Genomic DNA, 18,348 nt, shown 5'->3' with positions numbered 1-18,348 from the left:
AGAGATCCCCAACTCATTCGTACCTCATTCTTGAGGATGACGAAGTACTGGTGGCTGGGTCTTAGCCGTTACCTGTCATTCCATAGACCGAAGAATGAGGGAGTAGGGAATCTCCATTAGACAACGACCAACCTTAAGAGATCCCCAACTCATTCGTACCTCATTCTTGAGGATGACGAAGTACTGGTGGCTGGGTCTTAGCCGTTACCTGTCATTCCATAGACCGAAGAAGGAGGGAGTAAGGAATCTCCGCTAGTTGGCTACCAACCTTAAGAGATCCCCAACTCATTCGTACCTCATTCTTGAGGATGACGAGATACTAGTGACTAGGCCTTAGCTGTTACCTGTCATTCCATAGAGCGACGGAGGAGGGAGTAGGGAATCTCTTGAGGTTGCTAGATATAAAAAAGGCCGATGCTTTCACATCGGCCTTCATCTATTCATTTACTTACTGCGTTACTTTTCGTCTTCTGGCAATTTCACATTCAGCTCAAGCACTGAGATATCGTCATCTTTATGCTCGAATGACAAATCAACCATTGAAGGGTCAATCGCAACGTATTTACTGATCACTTTAAGAATGTCTTCTTTAAGCTGAGGTAAGTACGAAGGAGCAGGGTCACCTTGACTGCGACGCTCAGCAACGATGATCTGCAAACGCTCTTTGGCTAAATTTGCAGAACTCTTCTTCTGTGGGCGGAAAAATTCAAGTAATGACATTTAGCCTCCAAATAGACGTTTAAAGATTCCTTTCTTCTGCTCAGTCAGGAAGCGGAAATCCACTTGCTGGCCTAGCAGGCGTTCAACTGTGTCATCGTAAGCCATACCCGCATCAGATTCGTTATCAAAAATAACCGGCACACCTTTGTTTGAAGCGTTTAGTACTGCTTGGCTCTCTGGGATTACGCCCAATAGTGAGATATGAAGGATTTCTTCTACATCCTCTACGCTCAGCATTTCACCTTGAGTTACGCGAGCTGGATTGTAACGTGTAAGCAGTAGGTGTTGCTTCACAGGCTCTAGGCCTTCTTCAGCGCGGCGAGACTTAGAGTCAAGAATACCAAGGATACGGTCAGAGTCGCGTACAGAAGAAACTTCTGGGTTAGTGGTGACAATGGCTTCATCTGCAAAGTATAGCGCCATTAAAGCGCCTTGCTCGATACCGGCTGGTGAGTCACAGATGATAAAATCGAAGCCCATTTCGTCCAGTTCGTCTAGGATTCGACGAACACCTTCTTTGGTCAGTGCGTCTTTATCACGTGTTTGTGAAGCAGGTAGGATGAACAGATTGTCAGTGCGCTTGTCTTTGATCATTGCTTGGTTAAGCGTTGCTTCACCATTGATCACGTTAACAAAGTCATAAACAACGCGGCGTTCACAGCCCATGATTAAATCTAGGTTACGTAGACCGATATCAAAATCGATCACAGCAGTCTTTTTGCCTTTCAGTGCAAGACCAGAAGCAATCGCTGCGCTAGACGTGGTCTTACCTACACCACCTTTACCTGACGTAACAACAATAACGCGTGCCATTATGTGTTCCTTATTATATTAAATCGTTAACAACTCAAATTTGAGTGAGTCGTTGCTTAAACTAAACATGACCTTTTGTTGCCAGAACTCTTCGGAAAACTGTTCGGTTAGCCAGTAGTGGCCAGCAATAGACATCAGTTCGGCGTTCAATTTGTTGCAAATAATCATTGCGCCTGTGTTACCACTCGCACCGGCAATTGCTCGGCCGCGAAGTGTGCCATGAATGTGAATCGAGCCATCTGCGATGACCTCAGCGCCTTCACTCACATGGTTAAGAACCACAAGGTCACAATCTTTTGCATAGATTTGCTGACCAGAGCGTACCGGTGTGCGGATTATCTTAGTCGGCTGCATTTGGGCCGGTGCTTGTGCAGGAGACTTACTGGCAGACATTACCGCAAACTTAGCTTTAGTGGCTAAGTTTTCAGTGCGCTTGTCTTTACAGCCAGTGACCCCGACAGGAATCATCCCGGCGAGTGAAATACCTTCTTTGAGTCTCGTGAAATCTATATCACCATCGACTTTTGATATGTTGATGACAACGGGCGCATGGGCAAAAAATGCCGGTGCTTGAGTAACCTTTTCTTGTAGGAAGTGAATCGTTTTCTCTACATCATTGTCAGAAAGGTGCAAAACTGACAAAGTAAAGCTACTGCCTTTTAGGTCTGGGGTCTGTGACATCTTTACTTACAACCTCTTAAGGGCGTTGCCTGAGACTAGGGGTATCATGTTATATTCCTAAAATAAGCACAGCAAGCTATCTTGCGCTCAATTGACTGTTTTGCTCTCAAATTTGGCAAAACACTTACGTTCCATGAATTATACGGACAAAGGTTTCTCATGCTTTGTGCAATTTACAAAAGTTCTAAAAAAGAAGGCGCTTACTTATATATCCCTAAAAAGGATGATTTTTCACAAGTTCCTGACACATTAATGCAGATGTTTGGCAAACCTACTATGGTCATGGTTGTGAAACTGGATGGACGTAGTCTGGCTCAAGTGGATGTTGAAAAAGTAAAACAATCGCTGACCGATGAAGGCTTTTTCCTACAGCTGCCACCACCACCAAAAAATTTACTAGATGAACACAAAGAGCGTAAAGCTCGTCAGCAATCCGAAGACGAATAATCAGTTATAAAGTCGGATTGTCTCTCTATGCTCAAGGAGGGCAAATTGAAAAAATTATTGTCAGTAGCATTAGGTTTAGCCATTGCCTCCACCGCTTACGCCAATGAAGTAAGTTTTGAGCAATACCTTGAAGGGCTAAAAACAGAAGCGCGAGAAAAAGGCGTTTCAGAGCAGGTGATTGAACAAGCCTTTGCCAACGTAGAGCATAAACCTCGCGCGGTAAAAGCAGACAAGAACCAGCCTGAGAAGCGATTGACGCTCGATGAGTATATTCCACGCGCGGTGCCCGACTGGAAAGTAAAGCAGGCTAAAGAGCTCTACAAAGAGCACTATGAGGAGCTGAGTCGCATTGGTGAAGAATACGGGGTACAGCCTCGTTTCATCGTTGCACTTTGGGGGGTAGAAAGTAACTTCGGCCGTTTCACGGGTAATTACCCAGTGATCGATGCGCTTTCTACGATGGCCTATGACGGTCGTCGAGAAGCGTTCTTCCGCAAAGAGACCATGGCGGCATTGCAGATTTTAGATGAAGGCCATATCCAGTTTGAAGACTTTAAAGGGTCTTGGGCTGGGGCGATGGGTCAATGCCAGTTTATGCCGAGTTCTTTCCTTTCTTTCGCTGCTGATGGTAACGGCGATGGTAAGAAAGACATTTGGAACTCAGAAGTGGATGTGTTCGCGTCAGCCGCTAACTATTTAAGTCAGTCAGGTTGGGACGATACGTTCACGTGGGGGCGTCAGGTGAAACTGCCTGCTAGCTTCGACATGAACCTAGAAGGTCGTGTTGAGGGCAAAGAGAGAACACTCGCCGAGTGGAATCAACTTGGCATCACTCGTTACGATGGCAGCGCATTGCCACAAGTCGATGTGGATGCGTGGTTGACGGCGCCAGACAATGCCAACGGGCGAGTCTATTTGGTTTACAACAACTACAATGTTCTTATGAAGTGGAATCGCTCTTACTACTTTGCTTTAGCGGTCAGCCATTTAGCCGACCGAATTACATTGTAATCATCAACTTATAACAACAAAGGGGCTCAATGAGCTCCTTTTTCTTTTGGAGTCACTTGTGCTGTCTGAACGCGCCTCGCAAATGGTGGTCTTTGCTGCCTTGCTCAAACATAAAAACTTCACCTTAGCCGCTAAAAGCTTGGGGGTGTCGGTTTCTCATGTCAGTAAGCAGCTTGCATCGTTGGAGTCTTCACTCGGGATTCAACTGGTTCAGCGAACCACACGCAGTTTTACCCCGACAGAAGCCGGGCAAGACTACTTTGAACATTGCGCAAAGCTGGTGGAGATCATCGATGAAGCGCAGCGAGAAGTTGAATGCCAAAGAGAAGAAGTAGCGGGCTTGGTTAAGTTAGGCTTGTCTCAATCGTTCGGGACTTTGCATATCATTCCGGCCATCAATGAGCTAAGAGAGCGATATCCTAAGTTGCAAGTCGAGCTTCATCTATTTGATTATAAGGTCGATATGTTGGAAGAGGGGCTCGATCTCTGGATCACCAATAATGAGCATCTACCAGAAGGGTATGTGGCACAAAGAATTGCCGATTCTCACTTTGTGGTGGCGGCTTCGCCTGATTATTTAGTGAAGAATGCGACTCCGACGCATCCTAATGATCTGGTTGATCATAACTGTCTTATTTATCGCAGTTGGGAGCGTGACTATACCCGTTGGGCCTTCTCTAACTCGGAGGATCAACTCAATGTGAAAGTCTCTGGCAATTACTCTGTCGATCTTGCTGAAGCCGTGCGAGACGCTGCGGTGTCAGGGTGGGGCATTGCTTACCTTGCCACGTATTTGATTGGTGATGAGTTTAAAAATGGTGAATTGATCCAGCTGTTTCCTGATTGGCGAGCCTCACAAGTAATGCCGTTTTATGCGGTTTATCCGAGTCGTCGTTACTTACCGAAAAAGACTGCCGCTGTGATTGAATTTATTAAGCAGAAAATCGGCACTCCTTGTCATTGGGATAAGCGACTCAGTCCGTATATTCAACGTCCTTAACCACTAAAGTGGGCGAGAAGATTGTTTCCTAAACTGGAAACATCTTTTCTATTTGGAAATAAAACCCAAAAGCAAACGTTTATATTTAATAAAATCAGCTACTTGATGAGAAGGTTGTTTTGTGACCACTTGAAGATCGCATGAAATTAACAAATGTGATTTGCATCTCATTTTTGATTCTATAGACTCCGGCGCCACTCTTGTTCCCCCTTTTGTCGGATTCATTTTATGAACTCAATTCTTGGTATTGTTGCTATTCTGTTTGTGGCTTGGTTGCTCTCTACAAACCGTAAACGCATCAACCTAAAAACCGTTTCTCTTGCGTTTGCTCTACAGATCTCTTTTGCGCTGTTGGTTCTTTATGTTCCTGCAGGTAAAGACGTACTTAATAGTGTGACAGGTGCAGTATCGAACCTGATCAACTACGGCCAAGAAGGCATCGCATTTCTATTTGGTGGCCTAGCAACAGGCGGCTTTACCTTTGCTATCAATGTTCTTGGTATCATCATTTTCTTCTCTGCGTTGATTTCTGGTCTTTACCATATTGGTCTAATGCCAAAAGTGATTAACGTTATCGGTGGTGGTTTACAACGTCTGTTGGGCATTGGCCGAGCGGAATCACTTTCAGCAACCGCGAATATTTTCGTTGGCATGATTGAAGCGCCTTTGGTGGTAAAGCCTTACCTAAAACACATGACGGACTCGCAGTTCTTCGCTGTGATGGTCGGTGGTCTAGCATCGGTTGCTGGTGGTACGTTAGTCGGCTATGCCTCTCTTGGCGTTGACCTTAACTTCCTAATTGCAGCTGCGTTTATGTCTGCACCTGCAGGTCTGCTAATGGCGAAAATCATGGTGCCAGAAACAGAAGTCATTGATACAGCGACTGAGCTAGACAACGTTGAAATGCCACGCGCAACCAACGTCGTTGAAGCAATGGCTGACGGTGCAATGTCGGGTCTACGTATTGCTGTGGCGGTAGGTGCTACTCTATTGGCATTTATCAGTGTGATTGCGATGCTGAACGGCATGCTAGGTTGGCTAGGTAGCTTAGTGGGCGTTGAGTTGAGCTTCGAGCTGATCCTTGGCTATTTGTTTGCTCCTGTAGCATGGCTACTAGGTATTCCTTGGTCAGAAGCGATTACCGCTGGCTCTTTGATCGGTAACAAGATCGTTGTAAATGAGTTTGTTGCTTTCATCCAGCTAACAGAAGTGAAAGCGCAGTTAAGTGCTCACTCTCAAGCGATCGTGACTTTTGCGCTGTGTGGTTTTGCCAACATTTCTACTATGGCGATGTTGATTGGCGGCTTAGGTAGCGTTGTTCCTGAAAAGCGTCCATTTATTTCTAAGTTTGGCTTCCGTGCAATCGCCGCAGGTGTTATGGCTAACTTAATGAGCGCATCGATTGCAGGTGTGATTCTAAGCCTGTAATGACAAGTATTAATGATCAGTGTGTCATTCCTTAGAGCGAAGGATGAGTGAGTAAGGAATCTCATAAAGTAATAGGCTCGCTTTAAGAGATCCCCAATTCATTCGTTCCTCATTCTTGAGGATGACAGGGCGTTTACCGAAAACTAAAAAGGGTTGATGTTACTAAACATCAACCCTTTCTTTTTATCTGCGTAAAGTAATTAGGACTCTACTTTTTCGTGTGGAACTGCTCACACGCTAGCATGGTATTTTCAATCAGGCTCGCAACCGTCATTGGACCAACACCACCCGGTACTGGAGTAATGAAGCTCGCGTTCTCTTTTGCGTTTTCGTAATCCACATCGCCAACCAGTTTGCCTGACTCAAGGCGGTTGATACCCACATCCACCACGACCGCACCTTTCTTGATCCAGTTACCCGGAATAAAGTTTGGTTTACCTACCGCAACCACAACTAAATCAGCCTGACGTACGTGGCCTTCTAGGTCTTTGGTGAAGCGGTGACATGTTGTTGTCGTACAACCAGCCAATAAAAGCTCAAGCGTCATTGGGCGACCCACAATGTTTGACGCACCAACAACAACAGCGTGCATGCCGCGTAGGTTGATGTTGTAACGGTCAAGCAGAGTGATGATGCCTTTTGGCGTACAAGAACGTAGCTTAGGAATTCGCTGTGCCAAACGGCCAACGTTGTATGGGTGGAAACCATCCACGTCTTTCTCTGGGTGAATGCGTTCTAGTACGTGTGTGGCATCGATACCCGCAGGAAGTGGCAGCTGAACCAGAATACCATCGATTTGTTCATCATTATTGAGCTCATCAATCAGAGCCAACAGTTCTTCTTCTGTTGTGTTTGCAGGAAGGTCGAATGATTTCGAAACAAAGCCAACTTCTTCACAGGCGCGTCTCTTACTGCCAACGTAAACTTGAGATGCAGGATCTTCACCCACAAGTACTACAGCTAGACCTGGAGCACGTAGCCCCGCTTCTTTACGAGCTTTTACTCGCGCGGCGACTTCTGAACGAACGGTTTGAGAGATTAGAGTTCCGTCAATGTTTTGAGCTGTCATGACATACCTTAAGATAATGATGGCGACTTATTTGCAGCGCATTGTCGCAAATTATTTGACGAATATCTATAAGCAAACGTTTGCTTCGTGGTGTTTTTAATCAAAATATAATTCTGTGGCCTTTTTTTAGTCATTCAGATCAGAATGTTATCAAAAGGTCTTGTTTTAAGAGTTCTAACTCGTATAATCCTTTCCTGTAGCGCGCCCTTAGCTCAGCTGGATAGAGCACGTCCCTTCTAAGGATGTGGTCATAGGTTCGAATCCTATAGGGCGTGCCATTTATTCTAAGAGGCGATGTAATTCATAGAGTTACATCGCCTTTGTCGTTTCTGGACTCTGTCTCAATTTAGGCTCACAGTAGAGACAGTGCCATGAACTATGAGACGTTAGTCACACGCTGCAATCCCACGTTAGATACACCGATCCCAGTCGCTATTGATTTCTATATCGATGTTAAGGCGCAATACCACAAATATTATTTGATCTCGCAGAAGTACCGCCATAATCGCATTTCGTCTTACTTTTCAGCAATGACCATCAAATCACTTACGGTTGATTCAAAAGCCCGTGAGCGCATCTATGAGTTCGTGCAATGGAGATTGAAGAAGGTTAAGCACGGAACGGTTAGAAAGGATATGCAGGTGTTACCGGCGTTCTTGAATTGGGGCGAGCTTTATCGTTATTTAGCCAAGCGCTATTGTATTGAAATTCGTCACGCAACTGACGTGACGAATATATTTTTAGCGATATTACGCGTTACCTGCGGTTAATACTCTATGGATGGAAGAGAATAGGGCGATGAAACTAACAGCCTTACCGATTCACACGCTGTTTTATAATCCTGTAGCTTAATGCGCCAAAGTAATCCTCTCTGAAGTCAGGATCTTCAATCATTGACTCAGGCACGTGAAGCCGAACGATGGTGCCAGGTAGTGCGATTGTGTGCATAGGTTTTTCTACAACAAAGATAACGTCACCACCTTTGAGCTGAACCCCTTTGTGCATCATCGGTATTCGGTGTGCGTACATTCCCTTAACTAACTCAAACCCGAACAGTGAGAGTGTTTTATCAGGCATGGTAATGGTTTCGTGGAACGTCACCTCGACCAGCTTCGGAGGAGATTGCACAATTTTTCGCAGCGCTTCAACTTGCTCCTGAACGGAAGCAGAGAAGACCCATTCATTCAGAATTGGTTCCCACTTCCCACCGAGACGTAGACATTTCTTGTACGTAAATCGGTTTTTTCGCCCAGTAGCTAGTGTACAAATGGCAATTGAGTCTTGCTCATTCAGTGGTAGGGTGAGCCGAAATACCGCGTCTTTGGCAAAGTGTTCGTAGCGATCAGTGATTTCTTCAACATGTAACGTATGCATACCCAGTGTTAGATTTTGGCTATACTCGTCAATAACGAGCCGACAATGCATACCTTTAATGGTGCATATGAAGTAGTCCTTCTGTCGCTCAAGAACTTGAAACTCACGCATTATTCGTCTTCTTCATTAATATCCTCAATAACAACATAGCTTTTCTTCTCTTCAATGATCTTCTTAATGCGTTCCCCAATTGGGGTAGAAAAAGCTTTACCATTTTGGACTTCTTCTTCTCGGCGTTTATCATGCTTGGTTGGGACTAGCTCAGACTCAGCGAGTTTTTTTGCCTCTTCCTCCTCAAACAAATCCATGTCATCAAACATTACTTCACGGAACCAAATGGTGAATCTTCGGTTAAATTGCTGTTCAAAGTATTGCTCTGAGAGCATTCTGACCTCATTCATTTTGTACTTTTTGATGTAACGCTCGACACGGGTCAGTTTATTGGGGTCTTTCTCGGGGTGATGAAATAGTTTCTTACGAGCCTGATACATCATCTCCTTAGTAGGAGAGTCAGCTAATTGGGTAAGTCGAGTGAACGATGGCGGCCACTCTTGATTTTCATCTAGGCGCTCGTACAAGTTAGCTTTTAGTCGTTCAAACCCATCATTAGTAAGCCCAACCGCAAAGTCCATAAACAATTTGTCAGGTTCATCCCCAAAATGTACGGTGAACTTCGAACCAAACGCCTGCATGAGCATGACCCATGTGTATAGAATTTGTTTGCTTTGCTGTTTAGTATATTGAGAAAAATCCTCTGCAGCTTGCGGTGACCAATCCCCTTCCATAACAGGATGGAATTCCTTTGCTTGAGGAACCGAGTATTGGTGTTCTTGCTGCAGTTGAGGGCGTCGTGCTGGATGGTTTGGAGCTTTCTGCGTTGGCTGTTTTTGCCGTGCCGTAGGGGCACCTGCATTTTTTCCAACCCATTTTAGGTGGTCTTCGAATGACATACCCATATCACCGACGTTCTTTGGTTTGCTATCTTTATTACTCATACGCCCTCTAATGGTTAATCTTCTTCATCAAATCGAGCTAGTAATCGCCCAGCTTTCTCTTCAAACTCGCTAATGGCTGAGCGTCGAACTGGTCTGCGTCTGGTTGCTACCGGTGTGTGCTTGTCTTCCTCTGCCTTCTTATCGAGTGCTTTTTGTCGCTCTAGTTTGGAGTGATAATTAGATATTTTCTGCTTTAGACGCTGCACTAGGTTCGTGTGTGAGAATACTTGATTGCCAGACTCGTGAACCTCTTTGACCAACTCTTCCCAGACTTCATATCTATCATCCATTGCAACTTGACCTGTATGTAACAACCCATTTGCCCAATCATGCATAGTCTCGGTGTATATTTCGTTTTTATGGAATTGCTTTTGGTTAGGATCGATGTGTAATGGCTGCATCTGTTTGCGCTGCGCTTGATTTAGTCGTACCGGTCCTTTTTTCTTATTAGCTTGACGCTGTTCTTCTTGCTCTCGAGCAAGTGTGTGTAGGTCAGCCATCATATACTGATTCTGTTGTGCTGGCCTCTCAACATTAGGATCTAGGTGTAATTTGCCACTTAACGTACCATTTTGCCCCCGTGATACATTAATGAACACAGGATTCTTATCTTTCACCAAGTGAGAAAGGTTGGTTTGGAGAATGCCAGATGTCATGCAGGTAAATGAGTGCAATTCATCTAGCGAAGTTTCGACATTACCTTTGTTGTCAGCCAGTTCCGCTAATGCAACCACCAGGAGTTTTACTTCCGGTTTCATCGTTTGATATTGCCATGCCAGATGGGTTAAATATGAGGACATGTTGTAGACTACCTAATAAAAACTCTTTACCAATTATCCGTGACCAGTATAGATAAATCAATGAATGTAAGGTTTCGAATGATTCCCTATTTGTTAAACTAAACGCCAAGTGCCTTAAGTAGAGGGGCAGGATATCTCCCATTCCGTAATAGCGTCGGTTGATGACCTTTCTTAGGCGTGAGGAAAATACAGTCACATAGTTATCACTTTCAACCCTTTCCGATGCATCGCTGTACATAAGCAATCCTTTTCGGTAGCATATCGCTCCCTTATCGATTGTGATTTGCCTAAGTTCGTACGAGTACCCATTCCTAGTAAAAATGCGCAGTATCCACACCAACATTAAACCTGAGTTTGAACCGCTTCTCGCTGAGCTTGCATTGCATGCACTATTGCACTTGCGTACAAACCATTCTGGAAAAGTCTTATCGCGAAAATCGCGCGGTGACATTAATGACATTCTTTCCGCTTGGTTAAACAAAGCCTCTAACAGCAAAAAGTACAAACCGTTTAAGAAGAAAGTACGTTCCTTAGTCAGCCATGCCCGAGCTCAGCGCTTGGATATGGAGTCAATGCTTGGCAACTTGTTGACGCCAGTTGAAGGGGATGAACTGCCACACCTTGATAGCTTTTTATTGTTGGTGAATCAGTTAGAGAAAGAACTGAACACGACAGTTCTGGTCTCTAGCCCAGAAAAGGTTGACCTGAAACACAACAGCAAGGGGTGTTTGCTTTGCGTATTATCACAAGACCTTAATACGCACTTTAACAACCGTAACCGCCTAGTTGCCGATATTTCGATGCTATTTCGTGGTACTCACGGTGAAAGGCATCTTTTCTTGCGCACTATCTATTCCTCTTCGCTTTTTGATCACAGTGTCGAATTCGAGGATGGCGATTTTGTTCGAATCTCTCTCGGATTACGTAAATAATCGTATTGCTGTCATAAAAAATTAACACGGTTATGCGTTGAGAATATTCTGAAATTTCATCATATTGTAATGACGATGAAACAAAAGGAGATTTGTCTATGCAGCATCAAGAAATGATTCAACCTTCAAACTTTGGCGTTATCAGCCGCACTTGTCTATTTTCATTAGCGACTGTCATTGGTGTGTTTATTGCCCTGTAATACTCCACTTTGGTAACGCATAGCCTGTCTCTGCTATCTACTGTGGTAAACAGGCTTGCTACTTTCCCCCCACTTTGTGCCTTCTTTTATTGTTTTTCTTTCTTAGAGCTCTGAGAGCTAGGTAAGAAAAAACGCACTGTTAATAAGATGTGACAGATATCCGCAACAACCTCAAATTCTACGCAATGATTGATCAATAGCGGTGAAAGAAGTGATTACACTCCTTTTATAAATGTACGCAGCAATAGGTAGTAGCGATATGTCGGCTAAGGTTCTCGTTGTCGATGACGATCAAGAGATTTGTGAGTTGTTAGAAGAGTATCTAACCAAGCAGGGCTATCAGGTGAGTGCGGTGAATGATGGTGAAGCGATGAAGCTCGATATCGAGCAAAATGGCTATCCGGATCTTATTCTGCTTGATGTGATGCTCCCCGGTGATGATGGCTTTACCCTGTGTCAGCAAGTTCGCCGTCAATCGTCTGTCCCTATCATTATGCTCACTGCGGTTTCCGATGATACAGACCAGATCATCGGCTTAGAGATTGGTGCAGATGACTACATAGCCAAACCTTTTAACCCACGCCATTTGAACGCTCGCATTAAAGCGGTGTTACGCCGAGTCTCGAAGCCGGAAGAATTGCCTGCCAGTGCAAACGCAAAATCGATCGTATTTGGTGATTGGCAGTTGGATCCGCTCGCCCATCGAATTACCCATTTGGAAAACCTCCAAACTCATGATCTTTCAGGCAGTGATTTTGCGTTGCTAATGTTGTTTCTCAAACGACCTAACGAGGTACTCGATAGAGATACCATTTCTTTTGCGACTCGTGGACGTGAATCATTGCCATTTGAGCGAGGCATAGATGTGCAATTGAGTCGTCTTCGTCAACGCTTGGGTGACAGTGCACGTTTCCCTCACTACATCAAAACCATGCGAGGTAACGGCTATTTGCTTGCTGTACCGGTGAGCTATGAGTAACCCGATATGGCGATGGTTCTCGAAGTTTAAACCTAACTCGTTGGTCGGGCGAACCTTAGGGCTGACTTTGCTTGCTGTTGTACTTGCTCAGGGCGTAGCAACCTCTATCTGGTATACCGAGTCTAAGCACAAAGAGCTTGCGGGTATTCGGGATGCGTCTGAAAGCATGGCGAATATGTTCGCTTCTACCGTTAATTTCTTCCAGTCATTGCCAGTCAAATACCGCCATATTGTTCTCGACCAAATTCGTAATATGGGGGGGACGCGTTTTTTTGTTTCTTTCAATAAAGAGCAGCTGATCGTTGAGCCGATTGACGATACGCCTCTCAAACTCGCCTCCATCGATTCGATAGAAAAGGTCTTGTCCAGCAAGCTCACCAAAGTTGAGTCCATCTCGGTTGATTTCTCTCATCCTGATAACTTGCGTTTGCTTAAAAATGACATCTATTTGCACGATCTTCCGAAATCATGGGCTCATCATACGCTAACGTTAAACCCGATAGACCCGCCCATATTGGTCGTTCAAATCGAGTTGGCCACACACGAGTGGTTATACATCGCCGCATTACTGCCTGCACCTTATGTTACGTTGGACGATACCCTGATTGGACGAGAGCAGATTCTCTTTTTGGTCCTTTCGACTACGATTTTGCTTGTGCTGACCTATCTGCTAGTTCGAAGGCAAGTAAAGCCACTCAAACGATTAGCCAAAGCCGCTAATGAAATGAGCATGGACATCGACCAAGCGCCGCTTAAAGAAGAGGGGGCGAGTGAGCTCGTCACAGCAACCCGTGCATTCAATCGAATGCAACAGCGCATTCGTCGTTACGTGGCCGACAGGGAGCATTTGTTTTCTGCCATTTCTCATGACTTAAAAACACCCATAACGCGACTAAGGCTTAGGGCAGAGTTGCTTGAAAGCGATACGAAACGAGAGAAGTTTAATCGTGATCTCGATGAGCTAGAGATGATGGTTAAAGGGGCACTGCAATGTGTGCGTGACACCGACCTGCACGAGAACAACGCCTATATCGATTTGAGTGAGTTGATTGAGTCTATTGTTGAACCGCTGAATCAGAGCCGCATTGTAGTAAGTTTTATTCCTTTTTCGATGGAACCGATTGTTGCTAAGCCATTAGCGATGAAGCGGGTGCTGAGTAATCTGGTTGATAATGCCGTTAAGTATGGAGACAGGGCAGAGATTGCTGTATCGATGAGTGAGGAATGGATTCAAATTGTCATCACCGATCAAGGTCCAGGCATACCAGAAGATAAACTCGAAGCGGTTTTTGAACCCTATTATCGGCTAGCAAACGATGACGCAGGGCATGGATTAGGGTTGGGGATCTGCCGAAACATTCTCCATGGGCATGGTGGAGATCTCATTATTGACAACTTACCTACTAAAGGGCTTCGTGCCCAAGTCTTTGTTCCACCTAGCTTAGAAGTCTAATGTAACATCGTTGTTACATTGTCTTTACGGTTTGTTTCAATCAAAAAATTCTATTTGGATAGACTCCATTATGAACAAGCAAGAATGCTTGGGGTCATTAAGCGGTTGGCCTGAATGTCTAATCCAATACATGGAAGATAATAATGAAACTTAATAAAACCCTACTTACTTTATCTCTTCTTTCTGCTGCTAACTTTGCCAATGCGGGCGAAGTGGAAGTCCTTCACTGGTGGACAGCGGGTGGCGAAGCGAAATCAGCCGCGGTACTGAAAGAGATGCTCGAGAAGCAAAACCACACTTGGAAAGATTTCGCAGTAGCTGGTGGTGGCGGTGAATCAGCAATGACGGTACTAAAAACACGCGCGGTATCAGGCAACCCACCGTCAGCGGCTCAAATTAAAGGTCACGACATTCAAGAGTGGGGTGGTCTTGGTTTCTTAACATCATTGGAAAGCACAGGTAAACAAGAAAACTGGGATCAAATCCTACCGTCTGTTGTTACTGACGTGATGAAGTTTGATGGCGAGTATGTGGCTGTGCCGGTCAATGTTCACCGTGTTAACTGGATTTGGGCTAACCCAGCAGTGCTCGAGAAGTCGGGTGTTGAGCTACCAACCACCTTGGATGAGTTCTTCGTTGCTGCAGAGAAAATCAAAGCCGCAGGTTATGTGCCTTTAGCACACGGTGGTCAACCTTGGCAGGATGCCACGGTATTTGAAGCGGTAGCGCTAGACGTACTTGGCAGTGAAGACTACAACAAAGCGTTTGTAGAGCTAGACATGGATACGCTATCTGGCGACAAGATGGTTGAAGTGTTCACTAAGTTCCAAAAAATCCGTGACTACATTGATGCGAACTCGCCAGGCCGTGATTGGAACGTTGCAACCTCAATGGTTATCAACGGCGAAGCGGCAATGCAAATCATGGGTGACTGGGCAAAAGGCGAATTTACTGCGGCAGGCAAAGTACCGGGTAAAGACTACATCTGTGCACCAGCGCCGGGTACTAACGGCCAATTCACATTCAACATTGATAGTTTTGCGTTCTTTGAGCTCAGTGACAAAGGCAATCAGAAAGCGCAGCAAGACTTAGCTCGCACCATCCTGACTAAAGACTTCCAAGAAGTGTTCAACCTAAACAAAGGTTCGATCCCAGTTCGTCTAGATATGGACATGGCGAAATTTGACCAATGTGCGCTTGATTCAATGGCGACTTTTAAAGCGAGTGCAAAATCGGGCGACCTAGTACCGAGTATGGCACACGGCCTATCGACAACCAGTTATGCTCAAGGCGCAATCTATGATGTCGTAACCAACTTCTTCAACGATGCAGATGCTGATCCTCAGCAAGCGGCGCAAAAACTAGCGAAAGCAGTAAAAGCAGCCATCTAACTGTCATTCGTTTCTCCAAACCCCCAAAGGGCGTTCAGGCTTGTGGGGAGCCTGTTCGCCCTTCCTTTATCCAAACTGGACCTTGTTTGGGTATTTATGACGTAAGGATTCGTTATGGAGCATGTTGTGAATCGGTATGAGAAGAAGTCAACCATAAAGCCTAATTGGGCAGACCGACTTCAGCACTGGCTACCGAAAATCGTATTGGCACCGACTGTCTTGGTGACTGTGGTCTGTATTTATGGCTACATCTTCTGGACAGCGGCGCTTTCAATGACCAACTCTCGTTTTTTACCCAGATTTAATTTTGTCGGTTTCGTTCAATATGAAAAGCTGATGGAGAACGATCGTTGGGTTACTTCCATTACTAACTTAGGGATTTTTGGTCTGCTGTTTATGCTGGTGGCCATTGGCCTTGGTGTTGGTCTCGCTATCTTGTTGGATCAGAACATCCGCCAAGAAGGGGCCATTCGTACTATCTATCTTTACCCGATGGCACTGTCGTTCATCGTTACCGGTACGGCTTGGAAATGGATTCTCAACCCTGGGCTTGGCATCGAGAAGCTCATGCAAGACTGGGGCTTTACCGACTTTAAATTCAATTGGCTCGTTGATTCGGATATGGCGGTGTATACCTTAGTGATCGCGGCGGTATGGCAGTCGTCAGGATTTGTGATGGCGATGTTTTTAGCTGGCCTGCGTGGCATTGATTCTTCGATCATTAAAGCGGCGCAGATTGATGGCGCTAACCTGCCAACTATTTATGGGCGCATCATTATGCCTTGCCTGAGACCGGTATTTTTTAGCGCAGTCATCATCACTTCACACATCGCGATTAAGAGCTTTGACTTAGTGACGGCAATGACGGCGGGTGGCCCGGGTTACTCTTCTGATCTTCCTGCATTGTTCATGTACGCACACTCGTTTACTCGTGGTCAGATTGGCCTTGGCGCAGCCAGTGCCATGATGATGCTAGCAGGTATCTTAGCGATTCTCGTACCTTATCTGTATTCGGAACTTAGGGAGAAAAAATCATGATGCAGAGTATCAATTTCTCTCGATTGTTTATCTACTCATTGTTGGCGTTTTTTTGTGTTGTTTACCTAATGCCGCTGTTTGTGATGGTGATTACCTCGTTCAAAACGCTGCCTGATATCAAAGCGGGTAACTTAATGAGCTTGCCAACCGAGTGGGTGTTTGATGCATGGTTTAAAGCGTGGGACAGCGCGTGTACCGGCGTAAAGTGTGAAGGGGTAAAAGGCTACTTTTGGAACTCTTTCCAGATGGTGATTCCTGCCGTGGCGATCTCTACCTTGCTTGGCGCATTTAATGGTTACGTTGTGACCAAATGGCAGTTTAGAGGCTCTAACCTATTTTTCAGCTTGTTGCTGTTTGGTTGCTTTATTCCGTTCCAAGTTGTCCTTCTGCCAATGGCAACGGTACTTGGCAAACTAGGCTTAGCGAACACCACCGCAGGTCTTGTAATTGTGCATGTTATCTACGGCATGGCGTTTACGACGCTGTTCTTTAGAAACTTCTATATCAGCATTCCTGATGAGTTAGTCAAAGCGGCTAAATTGGATGGAGCGGGCTTTTTTACCATCTTCTTCAAAATCCTATTGCCGATCTCTACGCCAATCATCATGGTGACCGTTATTTGGCAGTTCACAGCGATTTGGAATGACTTCTTATTTGGGGTGGTTTACTCGGGCTCAGAAACTCAGCCAATTACGGTTGCGCTGAATAACTTGGTCAACACCAGCACTGGCGTGAAGGAATATAACGTGGATATGGCCGCCGCAATTATTGCCGCCTTACCAACACTTCTCGTCTATGTCTTAGCAGGAAAATACTTTGTTCGTGGTTTAACCGCAGGTTCGGTAAAAGGATAATTATCATGGCAACTCTAGAACTAAAACAAATCCGTAAAACCTACCCGAAAGCGGATCAAGAAACACTCAAAGGGATAGACATCAGCATTGATTCAGGCGAGTTCCTTATCCTTGTTGGGCCGTCAGGGTGTGGTAAATCAACCCTAATGAACACCATTGCAGGGTTAGAGAATATCAGCTCGGGCGAAATCGTGATTGACGGTAATGATGTGTCTGTGGTTGAACCAAAAGATCGTGACATTGCGATGGTGTTTCAGTCTTACGCGCTGTATCCAAATATGACGGTACGCGGTAACATCGAGTTTGGTTTGAAGATTCGTAAAATGCCCAAAGAAGAGATTGATGCAGAGGTAAATAGAGTCGCAGAGATGCTGCAGATTGATCACCTGCTAGACCGAAAACCATCGCAGTTATCGGGCGGTCAGCGTCAACGTGTGGCAATGGGACGCGCACTTGCCCGCAGACCAAAACTCTATCTGTTTGATGAACCATTATCGAACCTAGATGCGAAGCTGCGCGTTGAAATGCGTCATCAAATTAAACGCCTGCACCAGCAACTGAACACGACCATTGTTTACGTGACGCACGATCAAATCGAAGCAATGACACTTGCCGATCGAATTGCCGTGATGAAAGATGGCGAGCTGCAGCAGCTTGGTACACCACAAGAGATCTACAACAAGCCGAATAATATGTTTGTGGCCGGCTTTATGGGCTCACCATCGATGAACTTCATTAAAACCATGGTCGATCTGAATGAGCAAGATAAGCCAGTGATCAAGGTTAAGGGTAGCAATGGTCAAGAACACCACATTAATCTGCCACCGTCGATGCGAGAGCAAGATGGCAAAGAGGTGGTGATTGGTCTTCGTCCGGAACACATCACAGACAGTGAGAACGCAGAGTCCACGGCGACCACTAAGTTGGATCTGACGCTGGAAGTGCTGGAACCGACAGGGCCAGATACGATTGCGATGATTAAAGTCAATGAGCAAGAAGTCGCGTGTCGCTTGTCGCCAGAATTTGATGTGACTGCTGGGCAAGTGGCGCCTCTTCATTTTGATTTATCGAAAGCGGTGTTCTTCGATGCAAGCAGCGAGCAGCGTATCGATTTTCATTAATATTATTTTTATTGATATGTTTGTTAGTAATTTATGCATTAT

At 45.3% G+C, this 18,348-nt stretch carries 19 protein-coding genes and 1 tRNA gene; 13 read left to right on the top strand and 7 right to left on the bottom strand.

Annotated features, from left to right (window positions below):
• Nucleotides 1-456: 456 nt before the first annotated feature.
• The 3 genes from minE to minC are packed head-to-tail and all read right to left on the bottom strand — an operon-like array spanning nt 457 to nt 2,214.
• Nucleotides 457-720 carry a cell division topological specificity factor MinE gene (gene minE / locus EJ063_RS12110; RefSeq protein ID WP_126574534.1) on the bottom strand — a complete coding sequence of 88 codons (264 nt, stop codon included), beginning with the start codon at nt 718-720 and terminating at the stop codon, nt 457-459.
• Nucleotides 721-1,533 carry a septum site-determining protein MinD gene (gene minD, locus EJ063_RS12105; protein WP_126574533.1) on the bottom strand — a complete coding sequence of 271 codons (813 nt, stop codon included), beginning with the start codon at nt 1,531-1,533 and terminating at the stop codon, nt 721-723.
• An 18-nt stretch (nt 1,534-1,551) separates the two neighbouring features.
• Nucleotides 1,552-2,214, bottom strand: a complete 663-nt coding sequence (gene minC, locus EJ063_RS12100; RefSeq protein ID WP_126574532.1) for a septum site-determining protein MinC — start codon at nt 2,212-2,214, stop codon at nt 1,552-1,554.
• 159 nt (nt 2,215-2,373) lie between these two features.
• Between minC and EJ063_RS12095 the strand changes: the two genes are divergently transcribed.
• The 4 genes from EJ063_RS12095 (at nt 2,374) to EJ063_RS12080 (ending at nt 6,100) form a co-directional block, all read left to right on the top strand.
• Nucleotides 2,374-2,661, top strand: coding sequence for a YcgL domain-containing protein (locus tag EJ063_RS12095; protein ID WP_126574531.1), 288 nt, complete (start codon nt 2,374-2,376; stop codon nt 2,659-2,661).
• A gap of 45 nt (nt 2,662-2,706) precedes the next feature.
• Nucleotides 2,707-3,672 (top strand): lytic murein transglycosylase, encoded by a 966-nt coding sequence (locus tag EJ063_RS12090; RefSeq protein WP_126574530.1) that lies wholly within the window; start codon nt 2,707-2,709, stop codon nt 3,670-3,672.
• A gap of 58 nt (nt 3,673-3,730) precedes the next feature.
• Nucleotides 3,731-4,672 (top strand): LysR family transcriptional regulator, encoded by a 942-nt coding sequence (locus tag EJ063_RS12085; protein ID WP_126574529.1) that lies wholly within the window; start codon nt 3,731-3,733, stop codon nt 4,670-4,672.
• A 228-nt stretch (nt 4,673-4,900) separates the two neighbouring features.
• The gene (locus tag EJ063_RS12080) at nt 4,901-6,100 is read left to right on the top strand and encodes a NupC/NupG family nucleoside CNT transporter (protein ID WP_126574528.1); all 1,200 of its coding nucleotides are present in this window, start codon (nt 4,901-4,903) and stop codon (nt 6,098-6,100) included.
• A gap of 208 nt (nt 6,101-6,308) precedes the next feature.
• Here EJ063_RS12080 and folD read toward each other — a convergent pair whose 3' ends face one another.
• Nucleotides 6,309-7,169, bottom strand: a complete 861-nt coding sequence (gene folD / locus EJ063_RS12075; protein ID WP_126574527.1) for a bifunctional methylenetetrahydrofolate dehydrogenase/methenyltetrahydrofolate cyclohydrolase FolD — start codon at nt 7,167-7,169, stop codon at nt 6,309-6,311.
• A 201-nt stretch (nt 7,170-7,370) separates the two neighbouring features.
• Here folD and EJ063_RS12070 point away from each other — a divergent pair.
• Both EJ063_RS12070 and EJ063_RS12065 read left to right on the top strand, forming a co-directional pair.
• A tRNA-Arg gene (locus tag EJ063_RS12070) sits at nt 7,371-7,447 on the top strand.
• Nucleotides 7,448-7,540: 93 nt separating this feature from the next.
• Nucleotides 7,541-7,939, top strand: coding sequence for a hypothetical protein (locus EJ063_RS12065; protein WP_208640371.1), 399 nt, complete (start codon nt 7,541-7,543; stop codon nt 7,937-7,939).
• A gap of 43 nt (nt 7,940-7,982) precedes the next feature.
• Here the strand turns inward: EJ063_RS12065 and EJ063_RS12060 are convergent, their stop codons facing one another.
• Genes EJ063_RS12060 through EJ063_RS12050 form a run of 3 tightly spaced genes read right to left on the bottom strand, consistent with a single transcriptional unit; the run spans nt 7,983 to nt 10,338 of the window.
• Complete coding sequence (locus EJ063_RS12060) at nt 7,983-8,654, bottom strand: hypothetical protein (protein WP_126574526.1); 672 nt, start codon at nt 8,652-8,654, stop codon at nt 7,983-7,985.
• Complete coding sequence (locus EJ063_RS12055; protein ID WP_126574525.1) at nt 8,654-9,538, bottom strand: hypothetical protein; 885 nt, start codon at nt 9,536-9,538, stop codon at nt 8,654-8,656. The genes EJ063_RS12060 and EJ063_RS12055 overlap by 1 nt, the downstream gene beginning before the upstream one ends.
• A gap of 14 nt (nt 9,539-9,552) precedes the next feature.
• Entirely contained in the window at nt 9,553-10,338 is a 786-nt protein-coding gene (locus EJ063_RS12050; RefSeq protein ID WP_126574524.1) for a hypothetical protein, read from the bottom strand.
• Nucleotides 10,339-10,658: 320 nt separating this feature from the next.
• Between EJ063_RS12050 and EJ063_RS12045 the strand changes: the two genes are divergently transcribed.
• The 7 genes from EJ063_RS12045 (at nt 10,659) to EJ063_RS12015 (ending at nt 18,306) form a co-directional block, all read left to right on the top strand.
• On the top strand, nt 10,659-11,270 hold the full coding sequence (locus EJ063_RS12045; protein ID WP_126574523.1) for a DUF2913 family protein: 612 nt from the start codon (nt 10,659-10,661) through the stop codon (nt 11,268-11,270).
• Between the two features lie 459 nt (nt 11,271-11,729).
• Nucleotides 11,730-12,449, top strand: a complete 720-nt coding sequence (locus EJ063_RS12040) for a response regulator (protein WP_126574522.1) — start codon at nt 11,730-11,732, stop codon at nt 12,447-12,449.
• Nucleotides 12,442-13,902 carry an ATP-binding protein gene (locus EJ063_RS12035; RefSeq protein WP_126574521.1) on the top strand — a complete coding sequence of 487 codons (1,461 nt, stop codon included), beginning with the start codon at nt 12,442-12,444 and terminating at the stop codon, nt 13,900-13,902. The genes EJ063_RS12040 and EJ063_RS12035 overlap by 8 nt, the downstream gene beginning before the upstream one ends.
• A gap of 143 nt (nt 13,903-14,045) precedes the next feature.
• Nucleotides 14,046-15,293, top strand: coding sequence for an ABC transporter substrate-binding protein (locus EJ063_RS12030; protein WP_126574520.1), 1,248 nt, complete (start codon nt 14,046-14,048; stop codon nt 15,291-15,293).
• 114 nt (nt 15,294-15,407) lie between these two features.
• On the top strand, nt 15,408-16,331 hold the full coding sequence (locus tag EJ063_RS12025) for a carbohydrate ABC transporter permease (protein WP_126574519.1): 924 nt from the start codon (nt 15,408-15,410) through the stop codon (nt 16,329-16,331).
• A complete protein-coding gene (locus EJ063_RS12020; protein WP_126574518.1) occupies nt 16,328-17,185 on the top strand; it encodes a carbohydrate ABC transporter permease in 858 nt (285 codons plus the stop codon). Before EJ063_RS12025 ends, EJ063_RS12020 begins: the two co-directional genes overlap by 4 nt.
• 5 nt (nt 17,186-17,190) lie before the next feature.
• Nucleotides 17,191-18,306, top strand: a complete 1,116-nt coding sequence (locus EJ063_RS12015; protein ID WP_126574517.1) for an ABC transporter ATP-binding protein — start codon at nt 17,191-17,193, stop codon at nt 18,304-18,306.
• Nucleotides 18,307-18,348 lie beyond the last annotated feature (42 nt).

It is taken from the genome of Vibrio aquaticus (assembly GCF_003970385.1).
GTDB classification, from domain to species: Bacteria; Pseudomonadota; Gammaproteobacteria; order Enterobacterales; family Vibrionaceae; genus Vibrio; species Vibrio aquaticus.
Note: the sequence above shows the minus strand (reverse complement) of the source record. Positions and strands in the feature narration are given on the sequence as shown.